Raw genomic sequence first — 21,027 nt, 5'->3', positions numbered from 1 at the left:
GGGGATCGATCATGACTACCTACACGGGAAGCGGGGACGAGAGCCTGCGGCGGACGGACTACCGTCCGTCCTGGCTCGACAGGCTGGCCGCCGACGTCACCATGGAGGCGTCCGTCCTGAACGGGATCGTCGAGGGCCCGGAGGCGGTGCGCGCCATCCTCGGGTTCGCCCGCACGCTGTACGACTACCAGGAGTTCCTGTACGTCGGCGAGTACGGCGAGCGCGGTTTCGTCGAGGACTACGTCTCGCGGGTGCGCGACGAGCCGATCGGCAGTGTGGTCGTGGTCCGGTACGACGACGCGGGCGAGGTCCGCCGCATCGTGATCAACCACCGTCCGCTGAAGGCGGTGCTCCTGTGGTCCCGTCTGATGGGCGAGCACTTCGCGGGCACCGAGTACGAGAAGTACTTCCTGACCCCCGAGCTGCTGAAGGAACTCCCCTGACGGCAGGGGGAGTCGGGGGCGGGGGCCGCAGACCGTCCGGCGGCCCCCGCGACGCGTCCGTATGTCACCAGCAGCCGTGGAGGGCCGGTCTGCGGGTGGCGAGGGTGACGACACGGCTCGCGCCGTGCGCGCCGGACACATCGGCCCGCAGGGTGACCGGGTGCCGGTCGGTCAGGTCGACCGCCGGATCGGTGTCGAGCGCGCGGACCGCCGTGGCGTCGAGCGTCACGGTGACGGAGGTGCCCGTCTGCGTCGGGTCGCTGACGGCGACCGTCAACGTGTCGCGCCGGGCGCGCACCAGGACCGAGCACGGGGCGTCCACGGTGACCGGGCCCGCGCTCCCCGCGTCGAAGAAGTTGGCGGCGAGGACGCGCTCGGACTCGTCCACCACCGCCTGGACCCGCGCGGTGTTGGCCAGGACGCGGGGCGCGCGATGACGTACGGCCGCGTCGTGGCCGGCGCCGGGCAGCAGGACGTAGCTGTAGCCGGCCCCCTCCGGGTCGGTGCCGTGGTCGAACCAGAGCGTGAGGTAGGGGCGGGTCACCTCCTCGGTGCTGCTGCCGGTGTTGATGTCGTGCCAGGTGCCGGTACGGGCCTCCCGAAGCGCGTGGACCGTGGCGCCCTCGGGGAAGAGATAGGCGCCGACGCCGTCGATCGCGACGGAGCGCGCCCGCGGGAACGCCCTGCTCCAGCCGGGCGTCGCAGGCTGGCGCCGGCCGTCCACGACGAGCGGCCGGGTGCCGGCCGCCCCCAGGTTGCGGTTGTCGACGATCGTCTCGATCGGCACCCCGTCGGTCGCCTCGATGCCCGCGCCCAGGCAGACGATCGAATCACCCAGGCAGAACCACGACTTTTTCGCCCTGAGGGTGCTCGACAGACCGCGCACGTCCTGGCCCAGGGAGGCGTACGTGCCGTCGGTGGCGCCGCCCGCCCAGGTCGCGGCGGGACGCGGCGCGCCCCAGGCGCCGCCCTCCCCGTCGGAGAGCCGCTTGGTGGACACGGTCGTGCCCGGCAGCCGGTACGGGTCGACGGTGGGCCAGAAACCGTCCGAGTACTGGTCGTTGTCGTGGCCGGCGCCCCACCAGTAGGTCATGCCGTTGCTGGTGTGCCAGCCTCGCAGGTTCTCCCCGTTGCCGTTCTCGTAGTACGTGGTGCGGGCCGAGCACATGCTGACGGCGGCGGCCCAGCCGGGGCGCCGGTGCACCGCCCGGTCCATGGCGAACAGCCGGTGCCCGACCGGCTCCGCCGCCGGTTCGACGGTCCTGTCGGCCAGCAGGGCCTGGGCGCGGGCGAGTTCGGGGACGCCGACACCCGGGTCCGACAGATAGGGGAGCGAGGTCAGTGACGCCTCGCGGGTGATCCAGCCCTTGACCGTCGCCTTCCACGCGGCCGACTGCGTGGCGCCGCCCATGCCGGAGGCGGCCAGGCGCAGGATGTCGGAGATGAGGGCGTGCCCGCGGGTGTGGTCGCTCTGCGCCACCGGGTTGCCGCCCTGGAGTCCGCGGCTGATGGCCCGGCCCGACACCCCGTCCATGGCGATGCCGTTGTAGACGAACGGCGCGTAGGCGCGGGTGACCGAGTCCAGGACGTTCGCCACCTGCGGGTCGGTGACCGCCCAGGGCGAGTCGGCGAACAGGGCGAACAGCCAGCTGAAGTCGCCCAGCATGACCTCGCCGTACGTACCCGTGTACGGGATGTCGGTGTGCTGGATGAACGAGCCGTCGGCGTAGAGCCCGTCCCCGGTGGTGACGTAGGGGAAGATCGGCGACAGGGCACCGGACGCCAGGGCGACCTTCGCGGCGTCCCTGCCCACCACACCCCGCAGGGCGATGACCTTGCACAGGTCCGCCCGGTTGGCCCCCGTGCTGTTGCCGCTGTACGACGCCACCGCCGAGTCGGGCACGAAGTGGTCGATCGCCGCGCAGTAGGCCGCCACCTGCGCCGCACTGAGGTGCGGGTACACCAGGACGCAGGCGTCCAGCAGGGACTTGGGGGCACCGATCTGCCAGTCCCACCAGTTGTCGTAGGTCGCGGTGGACGCCGTGTAGGCGTGGCCGCCCAGATGGTCGAGGCCGGCGGCCACCTGCGCGGCGAGCGTGGCGTCGGCGGTCACGCCGGTGCCGGGCTGGGCGTGGGCCAGCGCCATCGTCCTGAGCCGGACACAGCTCTGGGTGATGTTGTTGGAGACACGGCCGAGCGGGAGGTCCGGCCACAGGGAGGCGGCGTCCGGGGTCATCGTGCTCCGGAACTGCCGTGCCTGGGTGCCGAGTCGGGCGAGGGCGTCGGCGTAGGGTGCCGCCGTCGCGTCGAAGTCCCCTCCGGTGAGGAGCTGTTGCCAGCGGCCGCGCAGGATGTCGAAGTCGTCGTCGGCCGCGGCGGCCGTCCCCGCCGGGAGCGTCAGGCCCCCGGCGGTGGCGACGGCCGCCGCCGTGCCGAGTTGGAGCAGCCTGCGCCGGGACACCCCCGTGTTCCGTCGGTGGACCGATCCGGGCTCATGTCTGTCCGTGCTCATGGAACGCCTCCTTGCCGCGTCGGGTCCGGCTAGCGAGGAAGGTAAGCGGTTTCCATGGAGGGCGTCAATGGTTCACGCACGGCGGATGATTGCACGTCCGGAGCCCCCCAACATGCCATGTGAGCTGTGCTTTTGGGCATGCTGAAGGCGTTCACCGGCATCAGAACGAACGGAAAGCGATTACAAAGTGCGGCGCTCAACCGACCGACGCACCACGACATGGGTGCCCAGCACGACGTGCTGGGTCGGCCGGTCGGGGTCGTCGCGGTGCAGGGCGAGCCGCACCGCCGTACGGCCGAGTTCCTCGTGCGGGATGTGCACGGTCGTCAGCGCGGGGAAGACGTCCTCGGCGGGGCTGAGGTCGTCGTAGCCGATGACGGACACGTCGCCCGGCACGTCGAGCCCCGCCTCCCGCAGGGCGGCCACGGCACCCGCGGCCACCGGGTCGTCACAGGCGAAGATCGCGGTGAACTCGGCCCCGTCCTCGACGAGTTGCTTGGTCGCCCGGTACCCGAAGCCCCGGTCCAGCTGCCCCAGGACGACCAGCTCCGGGTCGAGTTCGAGTCCGTAGGAGGCCATGGCGCGGCGCAGCCCGCCGGTGCGCGCCTCCGTGGTGGTGTTGCCCTCCATGCCGCCCAGGAACACGATGCGTTCGTGCCCGGCCGACAGCAGATGGCTGGCCGCCGAGAAGGCACCGCCCTCGTTGTCGTACTCCACCACCGTGACCGGCAGGTCGTCGCCGGGCGAGGGCCGGCCGCACAGCACCAGACGCGACCCCGCGTCGTTGAGGGCGTGCGCCAACCGGGCCATGCGGTGCCGGTACTCGGGGGTGTCGGTGATCCCGCCGATGAGGAACACCGCGTCCGTGCGCTGCTCCCGCAGCATCGAGACGATGGCGAGCTCCCGGTCCGGATCGCCGTCGCTCGCGCAGATCAGGCACAGCCGCCCCTCCAGTGTCGCCTGCCGCTGGATGCCGCCCGCGATGGTGTTGAAGAACGGCGCGGTGACATCGCTCAGGATGATCGCCACCGTCTTGGTGTGACTGCCCGCCAGCGCACGGGCGTGCGCGTTCACCACGTAGTCGAGCTCGCGGATCGCCCGCATGACCTTGGTGCGCGTGGCGGCCGCGACGGGGTGGTTGCCGCTCAGCACCCGGGAGACGGTGGCGGGGGAGACCCCGGCACGCCTGGCCACGTCGCTCACGGTCGCCTTCGGGGTCCCCCCGTTCCGGCCGCTTCCGCGCGTCGTGCCACTGCGGGCCATCTGCCGTCCCCCTCGTCGTCGGTGCTGTCCGGCTGCCTGAGCCGACGCTAGCGGATCGGCCGGCCGGACGGGCCGCCACCTGCCTGTTCGTGCCCACCCGGCCCGGCACGCGGTCGCACGTCACGCGATCCGGGCGAGATCCCGGGCCTCGACGAGCCCCACCAGGGGACGGCCGGTGAGCCAGCGCTCGACCTCGTCCACGGCGAAGGCGCCCAGCCGCCGGATCTCACTGCCCAGCGCGCCCGCCACGTGCGGGGTGACGAAGACGTTGGGCAGCGCGAACAGGGGGTGGTGACGGGGGAGCGGTTCGGGATCGGTGACGTCGAGGACCGCGTCGATCCGGCCGTCGCGGCCGGGGAACCCGGTGCAGTGCCGCACCAGTGCCTCGGTGTCGACGAGTCCGCCGCGGCCGGTGTTGACCAGCACCGCCCCGGCGCGCATCAGCCCGAGCCTGCGGTCGTCGACGAGCCGGCGGGTCTCGGCGAGCAGCGGCGCGTGCAGGGTGACGACGTCGCTGCGCGCCATCAGGTCGTCCAGGCCGGTCGGTTCGGCACCGAGCAGCTTGGCGTCGGCCTCGGACAGGTAGGGGTCGGCGACCAGCAGCCGGAAGCCGTGCGCGGACAGCTGCTCCAGGACGAGACGGCCGATCCGGGAGGCGCCGACCACACCGACGGTCCGGTCGGCGTTGCCCGTGCCGGTGTCCGGCGGGCAGGACCGGAAGTCGCCCTCGGCCGCGCGGGCGGCGAGGTGGAAGGCCCGTTTGCCGGCCAGCAGGATCACCGCGAGCGTGTACTGCGCCACCGGCCAGGCGTTGGCCTCCGCCGCCGACGAGACCCGGATGCCGCGGTCCCAGACCTGCGGGCAGATCCCGCCCTCCTTCACGCTGCCCGCCGCGTGCACCACCACCCTCAGCCGGGGCGCGGCCTCCAGCGCCGCGGTGTCGAGCGGCGGTGCGCCCCAGCCGGTGACCAGCACCTCGGTGCCGGCCAGGAGGTCCTGGGCGCCGGGCCGGCCGTAGTCGGTCACGACCGGGTCGGCGAGATCCACCAGCTTGTCCAACCGGGCCAGCAGGTCCGGCGGGAAGAGCCGGTCGCGCAGGTCCGGATCGAGTGCGAGGAGTGCGCGCGGCCGTGCGGCGGGCGCTGTCGTGCGATCGAGCACGGGGGAGCCTCTCGATGCAGGGAGTGGAAAGCGATTTCAGAAATGGACGGTACGGTGCACCCATCTGCGCGTCAAGCAGCGGCTCTGCCTCGCAAACTCCATGGTAGAAGGCCCTGTTGGCTCCTCAGGGCTGTGCGCGAGGTGTTGACGGCGCATGGAAAGCGATTTAGCGTCTCCGCTCATCCGTAGCGCTCGCTCCGGCTGACGAACCCCCGACGAAGGGAGCTGAGGTGCCCGTCCTCCCCCGCACAAGAGGCCCGAGCGGTACGGGCGTTGCGGACCCCGCACCGCCGGGCCCGCCCGCCGCCGCCCGCTCGGGCACCCGGGCGCGGCAGCCCGCACCGCTCACCCGTGTCCGCCGTGACCGGGTGCTGCTCGCGCTGATGGTGCCCGGCGTGCTGTACTTCGTGGTCTTCCAGTACGGCGCCCTGATCGGCAACGTCATCGCGTTCAAGGACTACGTGCCGTTCGTCGGCATCAACGCCAGCGCGTGGGTGGGCTTCTCCAACTTCGGCCGGCTGTTCGCCGATCCGTCGTTCTGGCACGCCCTCGTGAACACGCTGTCACTGTCGGCGCTGCAACTGGTCTTCTTCTTCCCGGTGCCGCTGGCCCTGGCCCTGCTGCTCCACTCGCTGGTGAGCCGCCGGGCGCGGACCTTCGTGCAGTCGGTGCTCTACCTGCCGCACTTCATCTCCTGGGTCATCGCCGTCGCCCTGTTCCAGCAACTCCTCGGCTCCACCGGTGTGCTGAACGGCGTGCTGGGCGACGGCACCCATGTCGTCGACCTGATGAGCGACCCGGACCTCTTCAAGCCCATGATGATCGTCGAGCTGATCTGGAAGGACTGCGGCTGGGGCACCATCATCTTCCTCGCGGCCCTGGGAATGGTCGACGACCAGCTCTACGAGGCGTCCGCGCTGGACGGCGCCGGCCCCTGGCGCAGGCTGTGGCACGTCACCCTGCCCTCGCTGCGGCCGGTGATCGTCCTGCTGCTGATCATGCGCCTCGGCGACATCTTCAACGTCGGCTTCGACCAGGTGCTCAACCAGCGCAGCTCCTTCGGCCCCCAGGTCTCCGAAGTCCTCGACACCTTCGTCTACTACCACGGCGTCAGCCAGGGCGACTGGTCGCTCGGTGCCGCCGCCGGCATCTTCAAGGGCCTGATCGGGCTGCTCCTGGTGCTCGGCGCCAACAAGGTCGCGCACATGCTCGGCGAGCAAGGGGTGTACCAGTGACCGCCACCACCGCCACCACCGCCTCTGCGCCCGCCCCCTCCCGCACGGACCGGCGCCGCACCGCCACCAGGCCGCCCTGGCAGGGGGAGCCGAAGCGCGCCACCTCCGCCGGCAAGGCCGTCGCCCTCACCCTGGCCGTGCTCGCCGTGCTCGTCCCGTTCTGGGCGGTGCTCGCCACCAGCCTCTCACCGGACGCGCAGGTCATCCGCAACGGCGGCTGGTCGCTGTGGCCGGAGCACATCTCCCTGCACGCCTACCGGCAGATCCTGTCCGGCGGCACCGTCACCCACGCCATGCTCGTCTCCACCGGCGTGACCGTCGTGGGCACCGCGCTCTCCCTGCTGGCCACGACGACCCTCGCCTACGCGCTGGCCCGCCCCGGTGTCTTCGGCGGCAAGCCGGTGCTGCTCGGCTGCATGATCGCGTTCCTGTTCCCGCCCGGCATCATCCCGAGCTGGCTCCTCGTCCACGGCCTGCACCTGACCGACACGGACTGGGCGCTGATCCTGCCCGTGCTGATCTCCGTGTTCAACCTCGTCGTGATGCGCGGCTTCTTCCAGGGCATCCCCGGCGAACTCTACGAGGCCGCGCGGCTGGACGGCGCCGGCGAACTCCAGGTCCTCTTCCGGATCGTGCTGCCCCTGTCGAGGTCGATCGTCGCCGTCGTCGGCTTCTTCTACGCCGTCACGTACTGGAACAACTTCTTCAACGGCATGCTCTACATCGCGCCGTCCACCGGCAAGTGGCCGCTCCAGACGGTGCTCCAGCTCTACGTCTCCGCGGGCGCGAGCAGCGACGCCGCCGCGGGCAGCGAGGCCGCCGTCCACATGGCGCCGCAGACCCAGGAGATGGCGATGGTCGTCATCGCCGTCCTGCCCATCCTGATCGCCTTCCCCTTCCTCCAGCGCTTCTTCACGAAGGGCGTCCTCGTCGGCGCCGTCAAGAGCTGACCCCGCGGCCCCCACCCGCCTTCCCGGGCCCGCCCGCCCGATCCACTCCCAGACACCCAGGAAGAGCTTCGCCATGTCCTCATCGATGTCCCGCAGAACACTGCTGAAGCTGGCCGGCGGTGCGACCGCCGCCGCGGCGGGGGTTCCGCTGCTGGCCGCGTGCGACTCCGGCGGCGGAACCGCCGACGTTTCCAACTCCGGCAAGAAGCAGGCCCCCTGGCCCTCCTACATCCCGCGCACCGGAGCCGAGCCCGACCTGCCGGGCACGTCGGACGGGGTCCAGAACGCCTATCTGACGTACCCGTCCGACCTGTTCACCGCCACCCACGGCACCCCCGGCGACGGCTCGACCGTGACCATGATGTGCGACTCCTACGGCACGGTCACCCGCTTCGACGACTCCAACAAGCTGTTCCACGCGGTCGGTTCGGCGCTCGGGGTCAAGCTGGAGCTCAAGGTCGTCCCGGACGTCGGCACCAACTACACCACGACGTTCTCCACCATGATGGCCGGCAACGACATCCCCGACATGATGGCCTTCGAGGGCGGCTACATCGTGCCCAACGAGGCCCAGTTCATCGCCTCCCGCTGCGCCGACCTCACCCCGTACCTGTCCGGGGACGCCATCAAGGAGTACCCCAACCTCGCGAACATCCCGACGTACGCCTGGCAGGGCATGGGACGGATCGGCGGCAGGATCTACGGCGTGCCGATCGAGCGCCCGCGCATCGCCTACGGCATGTTCGCCAACGGCGACGAGGCGGGCCCGGCCGGGCTCACCGGCAAGCACCTGTCCACCGACGCGTTCACCTCCGGCCTGCTCGAACTCAAGAAGCTCAAGAAGAGGGGACGGCGCGGCTTCGCCCTCGGCGACTGCTCCACCCTGCCGTGCGGCTACCCGTACCACGCGGCCGCCGCCGGTGCGCCCAACCTCTGGCGCCTCGACGGCGAGGAGTTCGTCTCGACGTTCACCACGGACGAGTTCAGGCAGTCCCTGGAGACCATGCGCTCCTTCTGGTCGAAGGGCCTGTGGCACCCCGAGGCCGTGTCGATGCCGGCCACCCGGATGAAGACCCTGTTCGAGAACGGCACCACCTCCACCGTCGTGGACGGCTGGGCCGGTTTCGCCGGGTACGCCGGCATCGTCGGCGACGCCTGGCCCGTGAAGGTCGTCCGCACCTACGGCGACCGCCCCACCGCCTGGTTCGGCACCGGGGTGTTCGGCTTCACCAGCCTCAAGAAGGCATCCCCCGAACGCATCAAGATGCTCCTGCGCATCATGGACCACCTGGCCGCCCCCTTCGGCTCCAAGGAGTGGGAGCTCATCAACTACGGGCTGGAAGGTGTGCACTTCGAGCGGGGCGAGGACGGCGGTCCCTCGATCCCCACCGAGCTGGGCAAGACGGAGAACAAGACGAACATCCCCTTCGGGTACATCGCCTCGGCACCGCAGGTCATCTACAACCCCGGCCGCGCCGACGCCAGCAAGGAGGCATACGAGGCCGAGAAGGACATGATCTCCACCGGCGTCGCCAACCCCGCCGCGCCCTACGTCCTCGGCTCGGCCACCTACAGCGCCAAGTGGGCCACCCTCAACACCCAGATCGGGGACGCCGTCAGCGGCATCGTCTCCGGCAAGCAGCCGCTGTCCTCCTGGGACGGCGTCGTCAAACGGTTCCGCGACCAGGGCGGCGACCGGATCGCCCACGAACTCGCCACCCAGCACGCCGGCAGCAGGTAACCGCGCACAGGCGCCACGTACGGCCCCGGTCCCGCGTGCCGACCCGCGGGACCGGGCGCCCCCACCGCCCGGGGAGCCCATGTTCACCCTGACCCGACTGCGCACCGCACTGGAGCGCGCGGACGGCTCGCCCGCCCTCGCCCCCGAGGACTTCCGGGCGCTGCCCGCACGGCCGCACCTCGCCCCGCTCCTCGACCGCGTCCGCGCGGAGGCCGACCGGGCCGTCGTCGAGGGCCCGCAGCCGCTGCCGACCTGGTCGCTCCACCGGCGCTACGCGGACAACGGCGACCGACTCTCCTACGAGCGGCCCTACTTCGCCCGGCGCGGCAGGCTCTGCGCCCTGGCCGTCGCCGCCCTCGTGGACGGGGAACCGGTCGTCGTCACCGCGCTCGCCGACATGCTCTGGTCGGTGTGCGACGAGTACACCTGGGCCCTGCCCGCCCACGCCTGGTGCGCAGGGGCCATGGGCACGGGGATGGACCGGTGCGTGGACCTGTTCGCGAGCGAGACCGCCCACACCCTCGCCGAGCTCACCGCCCTGCTGCGCGGCGTCCTGCCCGGACCGGTGCTCGACCGGGTCGTGCACGAGGTCCGCCGTCGGGTGCTGACCCCCGTCTTCGCCGAGCCGCGGCCCCACCCCTGGGAGACGATGGCCAACAACTGGTCGGCGGTGTGCGCCGGTTCGGCGGGCATGGCCCTGCTCGCCGTCGAGGACGACCCTGCCGTTCTCGCCACGGGCCTGCGGCGGGTCCTCGGCGCCATGGACACCTTCCGCGGCGGCCTCACCCCCGACGGCGGCTGCCCCGAGGGAGCCGCCTACTGGGAGTACGGCGTCGGGTACTACGTCTACTTCGCCGAGGCCCTGCGCGCCCGCACCGGCCTCGACCTCCTGGCCGCCACCCCCGGCATGGCGGAGATCGCGGCCTTCCCCGCCGCCGTGCAGCTCGGCGGTGGCACCCCCGTCCCCTTCTCCGACTCCGCGGTCGCCCGGATGGGCGCCGTGGGGCTCCTCTCCCGGCTGCACCACCGCTTCGGCGCCCCCTGGCCCGACGTCAGCGACGTGCCCGACCTCGACGAGGACCACTGCCACCGCTGGGCCCATCTCTCCCGCACCCTCCTGTGGACGGACCCCGCGCTCCTCGGCAGGACCGTGCCCGCCGGCACCTCCTGGCTGCCGGACCCGGCCTGGCTGATCGACCGGGGCGAGCTCGACGGCGTACCCGTGGCGTTCGCCGCCAAGGGCGGGCACAACGACGAGCCGCACAACCACGACGACCTCGGCCACTTCGTGCTGGGCGTCGCCGGCGAACCGCTGCTCACGGACCTCGGCGCGGGCGAGTACACCGAGGAGTACTTCACCGACCGGCGGCCGACGCTGCTGCACCCCGGCGCCGAGGGCCACTCCGTCCCCGTGGTCGGCGGCCACCCGCAGCGCACGGGAGCCGGCGCCGTCGCCCGGACCCTCGACGTCCGGCTGCGGCCCGACGGGGCGGACCTGCGGCTCGACCTCACCGCCGGCTACCCGCACGGCCCGTCGCTGGTGCGCTCCTTCCGCTGGCACCGGGACACGGCCACCCTCGAACTGACCGACTCCTTCGGCCCCTCGCCCGCGGGCCCCGTCCCCGTCGAGGAACTGTTCGTCAGCCGGCTGCGCCCACGGCTGCTGCCGGGCGCGGTGCGGTGGACCTCGGCGAGCGGGACGGCGACCCTCACGTACGACGAGCACGTGTGGCGGCCGGTCGTGGAGGAGATCCGGACGACGGACCACTCGGGCGCCCCGGACACCGTCCACCGCCTCCGGCTGCACGGCCGTTCCGCGCCCGAGCACCGTTTTGTCCTCACCCTGAGCGCCACCGGAACGGCTTCGCCGACCGCCGGGTGACCCCCGGCATCCGGCCCTTCATCCCGTACATCGGGGCCTTCGTGGCCTTCCGTCATGGAATGTCGCCCCGGAGCGCGGCCGTGTCGCGGGGTTGATCGTCGGTGTAAGGTAAGGCTCGCCTTATTGTTCTGTTGTGAACTAATTCTGGGGGTCAGTCATGCCTTCTCGACGTAGCGGAGCCGTCGTCGCCCTCGCGGTCGCCGCCGCGCTCTCCCTCGCGGGCTGCGGCAGCGGTTCCTCCTCGGCCACCGGAACGAACTCCTCCGCCAAGGCCGCCGACGGTGCGGCCAAGGACTCCAAGTCGGTGGCGACGGGCGGCAAGGACTTCGCCGCTGCGGCCGAGCGGACCGCGAAGTTCGGCACCGATGCCAAGCCCGGCCAGTGGCCGCGCACCATCCGCCACGCCATGGGCGAGACCGTCATCGAGGCACAGCCCGAGCGGGTGGTCGTCCTGGACGTCGGTGAACTGGACAACGTTGTCTCCCTGGGCATCAAGCCCGTCGGTGTCGCCTACTCCGACGGCTCCCCCAAACTGCCCGCGTACCTGAAGGGCGCGGGCAGCCCCAAGAGCGTCGGTGTCTCCAGCACCCTCAACCTGGAGGCCATCGCGGCCCTCAAGCCCGACCTCATCCTCGGCAGCCAGCTGCGCGCCGCGGACTCCTACGACGAACTGTCGCAGATCGCGCCCACCGTCTTCTCCATCCGCCCCGGCTTCACCTGGAAGGAGAACTACCGCCTGAACGCCGCCGCGTTGGACAAGTCCGCCCGGGCCGAGGCCAATCTCGCCGCCTACCAGAAGCGGGTCACCGCGCTCAGCGACAAGCTCGGCCCCGACAAGCCCACGGTGTCGATGGTCCGTTACCGGCCCGAAGGCGTGATCCGGCTCTACGCCAACTACTCGTTCATCGGCACCATCCTCAAGGACCTCGGTGTGCCGCGTCCCAAGAACCAGGACGTCAACGAGCTGGCGGTCGAGATCAACGCCGAGAACATCGACAAGGCCGGCGCGGACTACATCTTCAGCGGTGTCTACGGCGACCCCGGTGCCACCTCCATGAGCAAGGCCCAGGGCAACCCGCTGTGGAAGAACCTGAAGGCGGTCAAGGAAGGCCGCGCGTACAACGTGTCCGACGAGACCTGGTACCTCGGTCTCGGCGTCACCGCGGCCGACTCGGTCCTGGACGACCTGGAGAAGTACCTCACCGCCTGACCGGGCGCCCCCGCGCGGGGCGACGTCGAAGAAGAACACGCCGAGAAGCACGTCGCAGAACCGAAAGAGAGAACGGGGAATGTCGCCACCCACCGGCCGCCGCGCGGCCTGGCTGTCGGCCGGCGCCGTCATGCTGCTCCTGGCCGTCCTGCTGAGCCTCGCGGTCGGCAGCCGGCAGATCGCCCCGACGGACGTGTACCAGGCCCTGGTGCACGGCGGCACCAGCGACGACGCCCAGGTGGTCCGGACGCTCAGGGTGCCCCGCACCGTCGTCGGACTGCTGGCGGGCGCCGCGCTGGCGCTCGCCGGCACGGTGATGCAGGGCATCACCCGCAACCCGATCGCCGAGCCGGGCATCCTCGGGGTCAGCCAGGGCGCGGCCGTCGGCGTGGTGTGCGCCATCGCCTTCTTCGGCGTGCACACCCTGAACGGCTACGTCTGGTTCGCGTTCCTGGGCGCCGCGCTCGCCGCGACCGGCGTCTACGTCATCGCCAGCGGCGGGCGCGGCGGGGCCTCGCCGGTCAGGCTCGCCCTCGCCGGCGCCGCGATGAACGCCTTCCTCGCCGCCATCGTGTCCGGCATCGTCACCACCAACGCCCGGGTCCTGGACGAGTTCCGGTTCTGGCAGGTGGGCTCGCTCAGCGGGCGCGACGGCGGCATCGCCCTGGAGACCGCCCCCTTCCTGGCCGTCGGCGCGGTCCTAGTCCTGGCCCTCTCCCGGGGCCTGGACGCCCTCGCGCTCGGGGACGAGGCCGCCAAGGGCCTCGGGCACAACGTCGCCCTGGTGCGCGCCCTCGGCGCGCTCGGCGCGACCGTACTGACCGGCGCGGCGGTCGCCATGGTCGGCCCGGTCGGCTTCACCGGCCTCGCCGTCCCGCACATCGCCCGCGCGCTGGTGGGCACCTCACACCGCTGGGTGCTGCCCCTGTCCGCGCTGCTCGGCCCCGTGATGGTCCTCGGCTCGGACGTCCTCGGCCGTATCGTCTTCCCGCCCTCGGAGGTGCCGGTGGCCGTCATGACCGCGCTCATCGGCGTGCCGTTCCTGATCGCGCTGGTCCGGCGGCGGGCGGTGGCCACCGCATGAGCCGCACCGCCTCCGACGCCCGCCCCGTCCCGGGCGCCGCCACGCCGCGGCCGACGGTCCCGCGGGGTGTCCGCCCGGCCGGCTACGGCGTGCTGCGCCCCGCGTCCGTCAGCTTCCTCGTGCACCGCCGGTCCGTCGCCGTGGCGCTGGTGCTCGCGGTGCTGCTCGCGGCCGCCGTGGTCCTCTCGCTGTGCGTCGGCGAGTCGTTCGTGCCGCCCGACCAGGTGGTCCGGGTGCTGCTCGGCAGGCCCAGCCCCGATCAACTCGTCGTCGGCACACTGCGGTTGCCGCGGCTGGTCGTGGGCCTGCTCAGCGGCACCGCGTTCGGTCTGGCGGGCGCCCTGATCCAGACCGTCGCACGCAACCCGCTGGCCAGCCCCGACGTCATCGGTGTCACCCAGGGCGCGGGCGCCGCCACCGTGGCCGCGATCAGCTTCGACCTGGTGGGCCACGACCAACTGCCCTACGCCTCCGTGGCCGGCGGCCTCGCCGCCGCCCTCCTGGTGTACGCCTTCGCCTGGCGGCGCGGGCTGAACGCCTCGCGCTTCGTCCTCGTGGGCATCGCGGTCTCGGTCGCGCTCGGCTCGGTGGTCCAGCTGCTGCTGACCAAGGGCGACATCCTGGCGGCCCAGCAGGCGAAGGTGTGGCTCACCGGCTCGCTCAACAGCCGCGGTTACGACCAGGCGAGCCCCCTGGCCCTCGTGCTGCTGCCGGCGGTCCCGGCCCTGCTGTGGGCGGCACGGGCCCAGCGCGCCGTCTCCTTCGACGACCAGACCGCGACCGCGCTCGGCGTACGGCTGAACCGGACCCGCGTCGGCCTCACCGCCCTCGGCGTGGTCCTCGCCTCCGTGGCCACCGGCGCCACCGGACCGATCGGGTTCGTCGCCCTGCTCGCCCCGCAACTGGCCCGCAGACTCACCCGCGCGCCTCAGACCCCGCTGCTCTCCTCGGCGCTGACCGGCGCCCTGGTCGTGGTGGTCGCCGACCTGCTGGCCCGTCGGCTGTTCTCCCCGGTCGAGCTGCCGGTGGGTGTCCTCACCGCCGTCGTCGGAGCCCCGTATCTGATGTGGCTCATCTCCCGCTCCCGCAACCGCGGCCGTTCCGGAGGCACTTCGTGACCACCACCGCTCCCGCAGCCCGCCTCACGGCCAGGAACCTCACCCTGGCCTACGAGGGCCGCACCGTCATCGAGGGCCTCGACCTGGACGTGCCGGACGGGCGGGTCACCGTGGTCGTCGGACCCAACGCGTGCGGCAAGTCCACGCTGCTCAAGGCGCTCGGCCGGCTGCTGAAGCCGCGTGCGGGCGAGGTCCTGCTGGACGGCACGGACCTCGCCCGACTGCCCGGCCGGCAGGTGGCCCGCACCGTCGGCGTACTGCCGCAGACGCCCGTGGCGCCCGACGGCATCACCGTCGCCGACCTCGTCGCACGGGGCCGCCAGCCGCACCAGCGGTGGTGGCAGCAGTGGTCGGAGGCCGACGAACGGGCGGTCACCGAGGCCCTGGAGCGCACCGCCACCCTGGACCTGGCCGAGCGGCCGCTGGACGAGCTGTCCGGCGGCCAGCGCCAGCGCGTCTGGATCGCCATGGCGATGGCGCAGGACACCGATCTGCTGCTCCTGGACGAGCCGACGACCTATCTCGACATCGCGCACCAGGTCGAGGTCCTGGACCTGATGCGGCAGCTCAACCACGAGCGCGGGCGCACCGTGGTCGCGGTGCTGCACGACCTCAACCAGGCCGCCCGGTACGCCGATCACCTCGTCGCCATGAAGGCCGGGCGGATCGTGGCGCAGGGCCCGCCGGGGGAGGTCGTGACGGCCGAACTCGTGGCGGACGTCTTCGGGTTGTCCTCGGTCGTCGTTCCCGATCCGGTGACGGGCGGACCGCTGGTGGTCCCCGGCCGAACCTGGCAGGCGTCCCTGAACTCGCCTGTTGCATAAGGAAGTTACGGAGGACGGCAGGTCAACTGCGGGACTTTGCCCACCTGTTGCGGGTGAGGCGGCCATGCCAAGATGGGTCGAATGGCCTGGACCACGTGGAGTGCGGTCCGGATCGCCATGAGTTCGTCTGCCTGGCCCCCACCTACAGACAGGAACCGCAGAGTTGAGAACAGGACGCACGAGACCCGCCGCGACCGCCGCCACCGCGGCACTCGCCCTCGCGGCCGCCCTGACGACCGGGCTGGCCGGCGGCCCGCCCGCCGCGGCCGACGACGGTCCGGCCCCGGCCGCCCGTCCGGCGCAGGCCGCCCCCGCCGGGACGGCCGTGCGCACCGTCACCCTGATCACGGGCGACCGCGTCCTGCTCGGCCCGGACGGCGACGTCCTCGGCGTGACCCCCGCCGAGGGACGCCGCTCCGTGCCGGTGCAGATCAGCGAGTCCGGCGGGCACCACTACGTCGTCCCCGCCGACGCCGAACCGCTGCTCGCCGCCGGCCGCCTGGACCGGACCCTGTTCGACACGACGGAACTGGCCAGGCCCGAGTACCGGGACCTGGCCGACGGCGGTGTGCCCGTCATCGTCGAGTACGCCGACGACGACGCGGCCGTGCGCGGCCGGCTGCGCGAGCGGGCCCGCGGCACGGTCCGCGACCTCGCGGCGGTGGACGGCGACGCCCTGGTCCTCCCGGCCGGGGACGCCGGCCGCGCCTGGTCCGCGCTCACCCGGCCCTCCGGTGGCGCGCTCCGCCTGGCCCCGGGCGTGGACTCCGTCGTCCTCGACCGGGCGGTGCGCGCCGCGCTGGACGTGAGCGTGCCCCAGATCGGTGCCCCCGAGGTGTGGCGGAAGGGCTTCGACGGCACCGGCGTCAAGATCGCCGTCCTCGACACCGGCATCGACGCCGGCCACCCCGACGTGGGCGGCAAGATCGTCGCCCGGCAGGACTTCACCGGCGAGGGCGACACCCAGGACCACAACGGCCACGGCACCCATGTGGCCTCCATCGCGGCCGGAACCGGCGCCGCCTCCGACGGCAAGTACCGCGGTGTGGCCCCCGGCGCCTCCCTGCTCATCGGCAAGGTGCTCGACACCGGCGGCTCCGGACTCACCTCCGACATCATGGCCGGCATGCAGTGGGCGGTCGACCAGGGCGCCGACATCGTGAACATGTCCCTCGGCGCGCCCGACCAGTTGGGCACCGACCCGCTGGAGGAGACCGTCGACGCGCTCTCCGACCGCGCCCTGTTCGTCGTCGCCGCGGGCAACTCGGGCCCCGGCGCCACCACCCTCGGGTCCCCCGGGGTGGCCGAGGGCGCGCTGACCGTGGGCGCCGTCGACAAGCAGGACGTCCTCGCGGACTTCTCCTCCCGGGGACCCCGCCTGGAGGACGGCGGTGTCAAGCCCGACCTCACCGCGCCCGGCGTCGACATCACGGCCGCCTCCGCCGAGGGCACCCGGCTCGACTACCCGCACCCCGCTCCCGGCTACGTGACGATGAGCGGCACCTCCATGGCCACCCCGCACGTGACGGGCGCCGCGGCCCTGCTCGCCCAGCAGCACCCCGACTGGAGCGGCCGGCAGATCAAGGCGGCGCTCGTCGGTTCGGCCGCCCCCGGCGACCAGGGCGTCCAGGAACAGGGCACCGGCCGGGTCGACCTCGTACGGGCGAGCGGGCAGACCGTCGTGGCCGAACCGGTGTCGCTGAACTTCGGCAGCGTGGCCTGGCCGCACACCGACGACGAGCCGCTGACCCGGACCGTCACCTACCGCAACGACGGTGACACCGCCGTCGACCTGACCCTGACCGCCGGTGCCACAGGACCCTCCGGCGAACCCGCCCCCGAGGGCTTCCTCACCCTGGGCGCCGACCACGTCACCGTGCCCGCGGGCGGCACCGCCGGTGTCACCGTGACCGTGGACACCAGGACCGGCGGCGAGACCACCGGTGCCTACGCCTTCTCGATGACGGCGACCGGCGGCGGGCAGACGATCCGCGGCGCCGGCGGTGTGAACCGCGCCGCCCACACCTTCGACGTCACCTTCAAGGCCGTCGGCCGCGACGGCTCCATCCCCGGCCCCTACGAGTGGGCCGCGTATCTGACCGGCATCGGCACCGACGTCTTCGAACTGGTCGCGGGGGAGGACGGCACCGGATCGGTGCGCGTGCCCGCCGGTGACTACACGATCGTCGGCAAGACCTTCAGCGAGGACAACGGCGGCCTGGGGCTGGACTATCTGGTCGCACCCGAGATGACCGTGGACCGCGACATGACCATCGAGGTCGACGCCCGCCGCGCCAAGCCCATCGACGTCACCCTGCCGGACCCCGCCGCCGAGGGCTACTCGTCCTTCCTGACCACCACCGTGCACCGGCCGGGCGGCGACACCACGACGTCCGTCGGCCTCGGCGCGGGACCCGAGCGGGCACGCTCGGCCCAGCTCGGTGACGCGCCGGAACCCGGCGAGGTGACCTCGCACTTCGTGTCCCACTGGGACAACGGCGACGACGAGTACCACATCGTCGACACCCTGAAGGACGCCTTCTACACCGGACACACCCAGCACGTGGCGGCGAAGGACCTCGCGAGGCTGACGATCCGTCAGGGCAGCCCGGTGAAGGGCGCGGTGGGACTGAACTGGTCCGCGCCCCTCGACGTCCCCGTGGGCGCGGTCGGGTTCTACACCGACCTGCCGAACATCCGCACGGTGTACGTGCAGGGCGGCTACCGCTGGGGCGAGTACTCCCAGCAACTCGACGCGAACTACAAGGCGGTGGCCGAGTACCGCCTGCCCGACCGGCTCTACCGCGCGGGCAGCAGCCACACGGACACGGTGAACACCGGTGTGTTCGGACCGGCGCTCGGTACGAAGGGCTCCGGCCTGGTGCGCGACGGCGACACCCTCACCGGCCGCATCACACCGTTCGCCGACGGCGCGGGACACACCGGCACCAGCGTGTACGACGCCGGGTCCGCGTCCACGACGGTCTACCGCGACGGCAGGAAGCTCGCCACCGCGGACGACGTGCTGGACGCGACCGGGTTCCGGCTGCCGCCGGGCAAGGCCCGCTACCGCGTGGTGACGACCGTCGGCCGCGCCACGACCGGTGTGTCGACGGTGAGTTCCACGGTGACCTGGCAGGCGGAGTTCACCTCCGCCCGTACGGCGAAGGCCGTCGCCCTCCCGGCGAGCGTGGTCCGCTACGGCCCCGCACTCGCCCCGGACTCCACGGCCCCGGCCGGTGTGCGGCAGTCGGTGCCCGTCACCGTCCAGGGCACGGCGCCCGCCACGCTCAAGGTGTCCGTCTCCTACGACGGCGGCGACACCTGGCACCGGCTCGACGTGCGCGGCGGCAGGGTGAGCGTGCACAACCCGCCGGCCGGCGGCTCCGTCTCCTTCAGGTCCCAGGTGACGGACCGCGGCGGCGACACGTTCTCCCAGACGGTCATCGACGCCTACCGCACCAGGTGAACCGAGGCGCCCGCACGGCTGTGAGGCCGGTCGTGCGGGCCGCTTCGGCCGACCGGGACGGGCCGGCCGCGGCGAGGGCGGATCAGTCCTCGGCGTCGGCAGCGTCCTCCTCGAGTTGCCGGGGGACCCCGCCGGCGGGCACCGACGTGTAGAACACCGACTTGCCCTGCTTGGAACGCTCGGCGAGACCCTTGGCGACCAGGTTCTCCAACGTGGTGCGCACGACCGTGGTCTTGGTGGTGCGATCCGGGCGGGCCTGGCCGAGCAGCACACCGATCTCCGCGGCGGACCGCGGCTCGGTCTGCTCCGCGAGCAGTCCGCTGATGACCTGGACGAGGCTCGGCTGCGCCGAACCGGCGTCCTTGGCCGGGGATTTCTTTGCCGCGGCTTTGGACTTGTCGGCCGTGGCCGCCGCCTTCTTGCGGCGGGGCGCGGCCGGTGTCCGGCGCGGCGCGGGCACGGCCGCGGCCTCGGCGGGCGCCGGCTCCTCGGCGGGTGCCGTCTCCTCGACCGGTGTCCCGCTCCTGCTCCCCAACGCCTCCTGCACACCGACGAGTACGGTCCGGTCCTGCTGAAGGGCGCTCAACTGCTCCTGGAGCGCGGTGATTTCGGCACTGATGCGCTCCTGCTCCTTGGTGTTCTGCTCCAGGTCGGCGGTCACGCGTTCGGCGTACTGGGCCTGGATTCCTGCTGCGTGTGACTGGACTTCGGCCATGGCGGTCACCTCTCGTCGGCCTACACGTAATGCTTGGGGGCGGATCGTACCCTTTGTGTTTGTCGCTTTCCCAGGATGCGTCAACTCCCATGGACGCCGCCCGCATGTACATACGTTGCCCCGGCGCCCCCGTTCAGGTGCCGTCGAACCTCAGGGGCGTGTAGTGCTCAGGCCGTCGAGTGTCAGGTCGAGCAGACGTTCCGCCTGTGCGCGCTGTCCGGGTCCGCCCGCTGCGAGGGCGACACCGGTCAGCGCGGCGAGGAGGTCGGCCGGCGTGATGTCGGCGCGCACCGTGCCGGCTCCGGCTCCGGCGTCCAGCAGCGAGGCCAGGGCGGACAGCATCATGTCCTGGCTGTGCGCGTACGGCGTACCGCCCGAGGCGACGACCGCGCGCAGGGCCTCGGCCATGCCGAGCTTGGCGGTCGCGTAGTCCAGGAAGCGCCCCATCCAGGCGCGCAGCGCGTCCCGCGGGGCCAGCTCCGCCAGCAGGTCGGGGGCCGCGTCGCACAGCCGGGTCAGCTCGTTGCGGTACGCGGCCTCGATGAGGATCTCGCGGGTGGGGAAGTTGCGGTACAGCGTGCCGGTGCCCACGCCGGCCTCCTTGGCGATGCGCTCGAAATGGGCGTCCAGCCCCTCCTCGGCGAACACACGCACCGCCGTGGAGAGGATCTTCTCCCGGTTGCGCCTGGCGTCGGCCCGCAGCGGGCGCCCCTCGCTCATCGTCGTCCGTCCCTCCCTGGAAAGGTTGCTAAGTGGCGGAGCCTCCACTTAGTCTCATGGAAGTGGCGGCGCCTCCACTTCCACACTGTGCCACACACCGCGTCATCCCACCGGAAAGGGTCACCATGCCTTCGCACACCACTTCCGTCACCGGCGAACGGGCCGTGGAGAACCTCGTCGCGCGTTATGCCTTCCTGGTCGACGACGGGGACTTCGCCGGCCTGGGCGAGCTGCTCGCCGACGCCGAGTTCTCCCTCAACGGCGACACCGTCACCGGTGGCGCCCGGGCGGTCGAGGACTTCGCCCACCACACCCTCCAGGTCCACGCGGACGGCACTCCGCGCACCCGGCACGTCACCACCAACCTCCTCGTCGAGGTCGACGAGGAGGCGGGCACGGCCCTCTCGCGCTCGTACTTCACGGTCTTCCAGGCCCTCGACGGCTTCCCCCTCCAGCCCGTCGCCGCCGGGCGCTACCGGGACCGCTTCGAGCGGCGCGAGGGGGAGTGGCGGTTCACCTTCCGGCAGGTCGAGACCGACATGCTCGGGGACGTCAGCCACCACGTGCGCGCCCACGCGGGCCGCTAGGGCCCTGGACCGGGGGCGGGTGTCCGCCCCGTGGTCGATGGAGCCGCCCCGGACGGTACAGGTGTGCCGTCCGGGGCACTCGTGCGCTTCCGGGCCCGGCGTCCGCGGTCGTG

At 72.4% G+C, this 21,027-nt stretch carries 16 protein-coding genes; 11 read left to right on the top strand and 5 right to left on the bottom strand.

Annotated features, from left to right (window positions below):
* Nucleotides 1-11 precede the first annotated feature (11 nt).
* Nucleotides 12-443: a hypothetical protein gene (locus AB0F77_RS39095; RefSeq protein WP_361958329.1), complete on the top strand. Its 432-nt coding sequence runs from the start codon at nucleotides 12-14 to the stop codon at nucleotides 441-443.
* A gap of 64 nt (nucleotides 444-507) precedes the next feature.
* On the opposite strand, the gene AB0F77_RS39090 is transcribed toward AB0F77_RS39095, so the two are convergent.
* The 3 genes from AB0F77_RS39090 to AB0F77_RS39080 all read right to left on the bottom strand — a co-directional run bounded on the left by AB0F77_RS39090 (nucleotide 508) and on the right by AB0F77_RS39080 (nucleotide 5,379).
* A complete protein-coding gene (locus AB0F77_RS39090; protein ID WP_361958326.1) occupies nucleotides 508-2,955 on the bottom strand; it encodes a polysaccharide lyase 8 family protein in 2,448 nt (815 codons plus the stop codon).
* Between the two features lie 180 nt (nucleotides 2,956-3,135).
* Complete coding sequence (locus tag AB0F77_RS39085; protein ID WP_361958323.1) at nucleotides 3,136-4,149, bottom strand: LacI family DNA-binding transcriptional regulator; 1,014 nt, start codon at nucleotides 4,147-4,149, stop codon at nucleotides 3,136-3,138.
* 189 nt (nucleotides 4,150-4,338) lie between these two features.
* Entirely contained in the window at nucleotides 4,339-5,379 is a 1,041-nt protein-coding gene (locus AB0F77_RS39080) for a hydroxyacid dehydrogenase (protein ID WP_361958320.1), read from the bottom strand.
* Between the two features lie 383 nt (nucleotides 5,380-5,762).
* Between AB0F77_RS39080 and AB0F77_RS39075 the strand changes: the two genes are divergently transcribed.
* The 9 genes from AB0F77_RS39075 to AB0F77_RS39035 all read left to right on the top strand — a co-directional run bounded on the left by AB0F77_RS39075 (nucleotide 5,763) and on the right by AB0F77_RS39035 (nucleotide 18,892).
* Nucleotides 5,763-6,614 carry an ABC transporter permease subunit gene (locus AB0F77_RS39075; RefSeq protein WP_361958349.1) on the top strand — a complete coding sequence of 284 codons (852 nt, stop codon included), beginning with the start codon at nucleotides 5,763-5,765 and terminating at the stop codon, nucleotides 6,612-6,614.
* The gene (locus AB0F77_RS39070; RefSeq protein WP_361958317.1) at nucleotides 6,611-7,564 is read left to right on the top strand and encodes a carbohydrate ABC transporter permease; all 954 of its coding nucleotides are present in this window, start codon (nucleotides 6,611-6,613) and stop codon (nucleotides 7,562-7,564) included. Before AB0F77_RS39075 ends, AB0F77_RS39070 begins: the two co-directional genes overlap by 4 nt.
* Nucleotides 7,565-7,637: 73 nt before the next feature.
* Entirely contained in the window at nucleotides 7,638-9,305 is a 1,668-nt protein-coding gene (locus AB0F77_RS39065; RefSeq protein WP_361958314.1) for a sugar ABC transporter substrate-binding protein, read from the top strand.
* Nucleotides 9,306-9,384: 79 nt separating this feature from the next.
* The gene (locus AB0F77_RS39060; protein ID WP_361958311.1) at nucleotides 9,385-11,187 is read left to right on the top strand and encodes a heparinase II/III family protein; all 1,803 of its coding nucleotides are present in this window, start codon (nucleotides 9,385-9,387) and stop codon (nucleotides 11,185-11,187) included.
* 157 nt (nucleotides 11,188-11,344) lie between these two features.
* Nucleotides 11,345-12,397, top strand: a complete 1,053-nt coding sequence (locus AB0F77_RS39055; protein ID WP_361958308.1) for an iron-siderophore ABC transporter substrate-binding protein — start codon at nucleotides 11,345-11,347, stop codon at nucleotides 12,395-12,397.
* 79 nt (nucleotides 12,398-12,476) lie between these two features.
* On the top strand, nucleotides 12,477-13,481 hold the full coding sequence (locus AB0F77_RS39050; RefSeq protein WP_361958305.1) for an iron ABC transporter permease: 1,005 nt from the start codon (nucleotides 12,477-12,479) through the stop codon (nucleotides 13,479-13,481).
* Entirely contained in the window at nucleotides 13,478-14,599 is a 1,122-nt protein-coding gene (locus AB0F77_RS39045; RefSeq protein WP_361958302.1) for an iron ABC transporter permease, read from the top strand. The genes AB0F77_RS39050 and AB0F77_RS39045 overlap by 4 nt, the downstream gene beginning before the upstream one ends.
* Nucleotides 14,596-15,423, top strand: coding sequence for an ABC transporter ATP-binding protein (locus AB0F77_RS39040; RefSeq protein ID WP_361958299.1), 828 nt, complete (start codon nucleotides 14,596-14,598; stop codon nucleotides 15,421-15,423). Before AB0F77_RS39045 ends, AB0F77_RS39040 begins: the two co-directional genes overlap by 4 nt.
* A 163-nt stretch (nucleotides 15,424-15,586) precedes the next feature.
* Entirely contained in the window at nucleotides 15,587-18,892 is a 3,306-nt protein-coding gene (locus AB0F77_RS39035) for a S8 family serine peptidase (RefSeq protein WP_361958296.1), read from the top strand.
* An 82-nt stretch (nucleotides 18,893-18,974) separates the two neighbouring features.
* Here the strand turns inward: AB0F77_RS39035 and AB0F77_RS39030 are convergent, their stop codons facing one another.
* On the bottom strand, nucleotides 18,975-19,607 hold the full coding sequence (locus tag AB0F77_RS39030; RefSeq protein ID WP_361958293.1) for a hypothetical protein: 633 nt from the start codon (nucleotides 19,605-19,607) through the stop codon (nucleotides 18,975-18,977).
* Between the two features lie 150 nt (nucleotides 19,608-19,757).
* Nucleotides 19,758-20,327, bottom strand: coding sequence for a helix-turn-helix domain-containing protein (locus AB0F77_RS39025; protein WP_361958291.1), 570 nt, complete (start codon nucleotides 20,325-20,327; stop codon nucleotides 19,758-19,760).
* Nucleotides 20,328-20,452: 125 nt separating this feature from the next.
* On the opposite strand from AB0F77_RS39025, the gene AB0F77_RS39020 reads away from it, so the two are divergent.
* On the top strand, nucleotides 20,453-20,914 hold the full coding sequence (locus AB0F77_RS39020) for a nuclear transport factor 2 family protein (RefSeq protein WP_361958288.1): 462 nt from the start codon (nucleotides 20,453-20,455) through the stop codon (nucleotides 20,912-20,914).
* The last annotated feature ends 113 nt before the right edge of the window (nucleotides 20,915-21,027 follow it).

Origin of the sequence: Streptomyces sp. NPDC026672 (assembly GCF_040638185.1) — a bacterium.
Taxonomy (GTDB): domain Bacteria; phylum Actinomycetota; class Actinomycetes; order Streptomycetales; family Streptomycetaceae; genus Streptomyces.
Note: the sequence above shows the minus strand (reverse complement) of the source record. Positions and strands in the feature narration are given on the sequence as shown.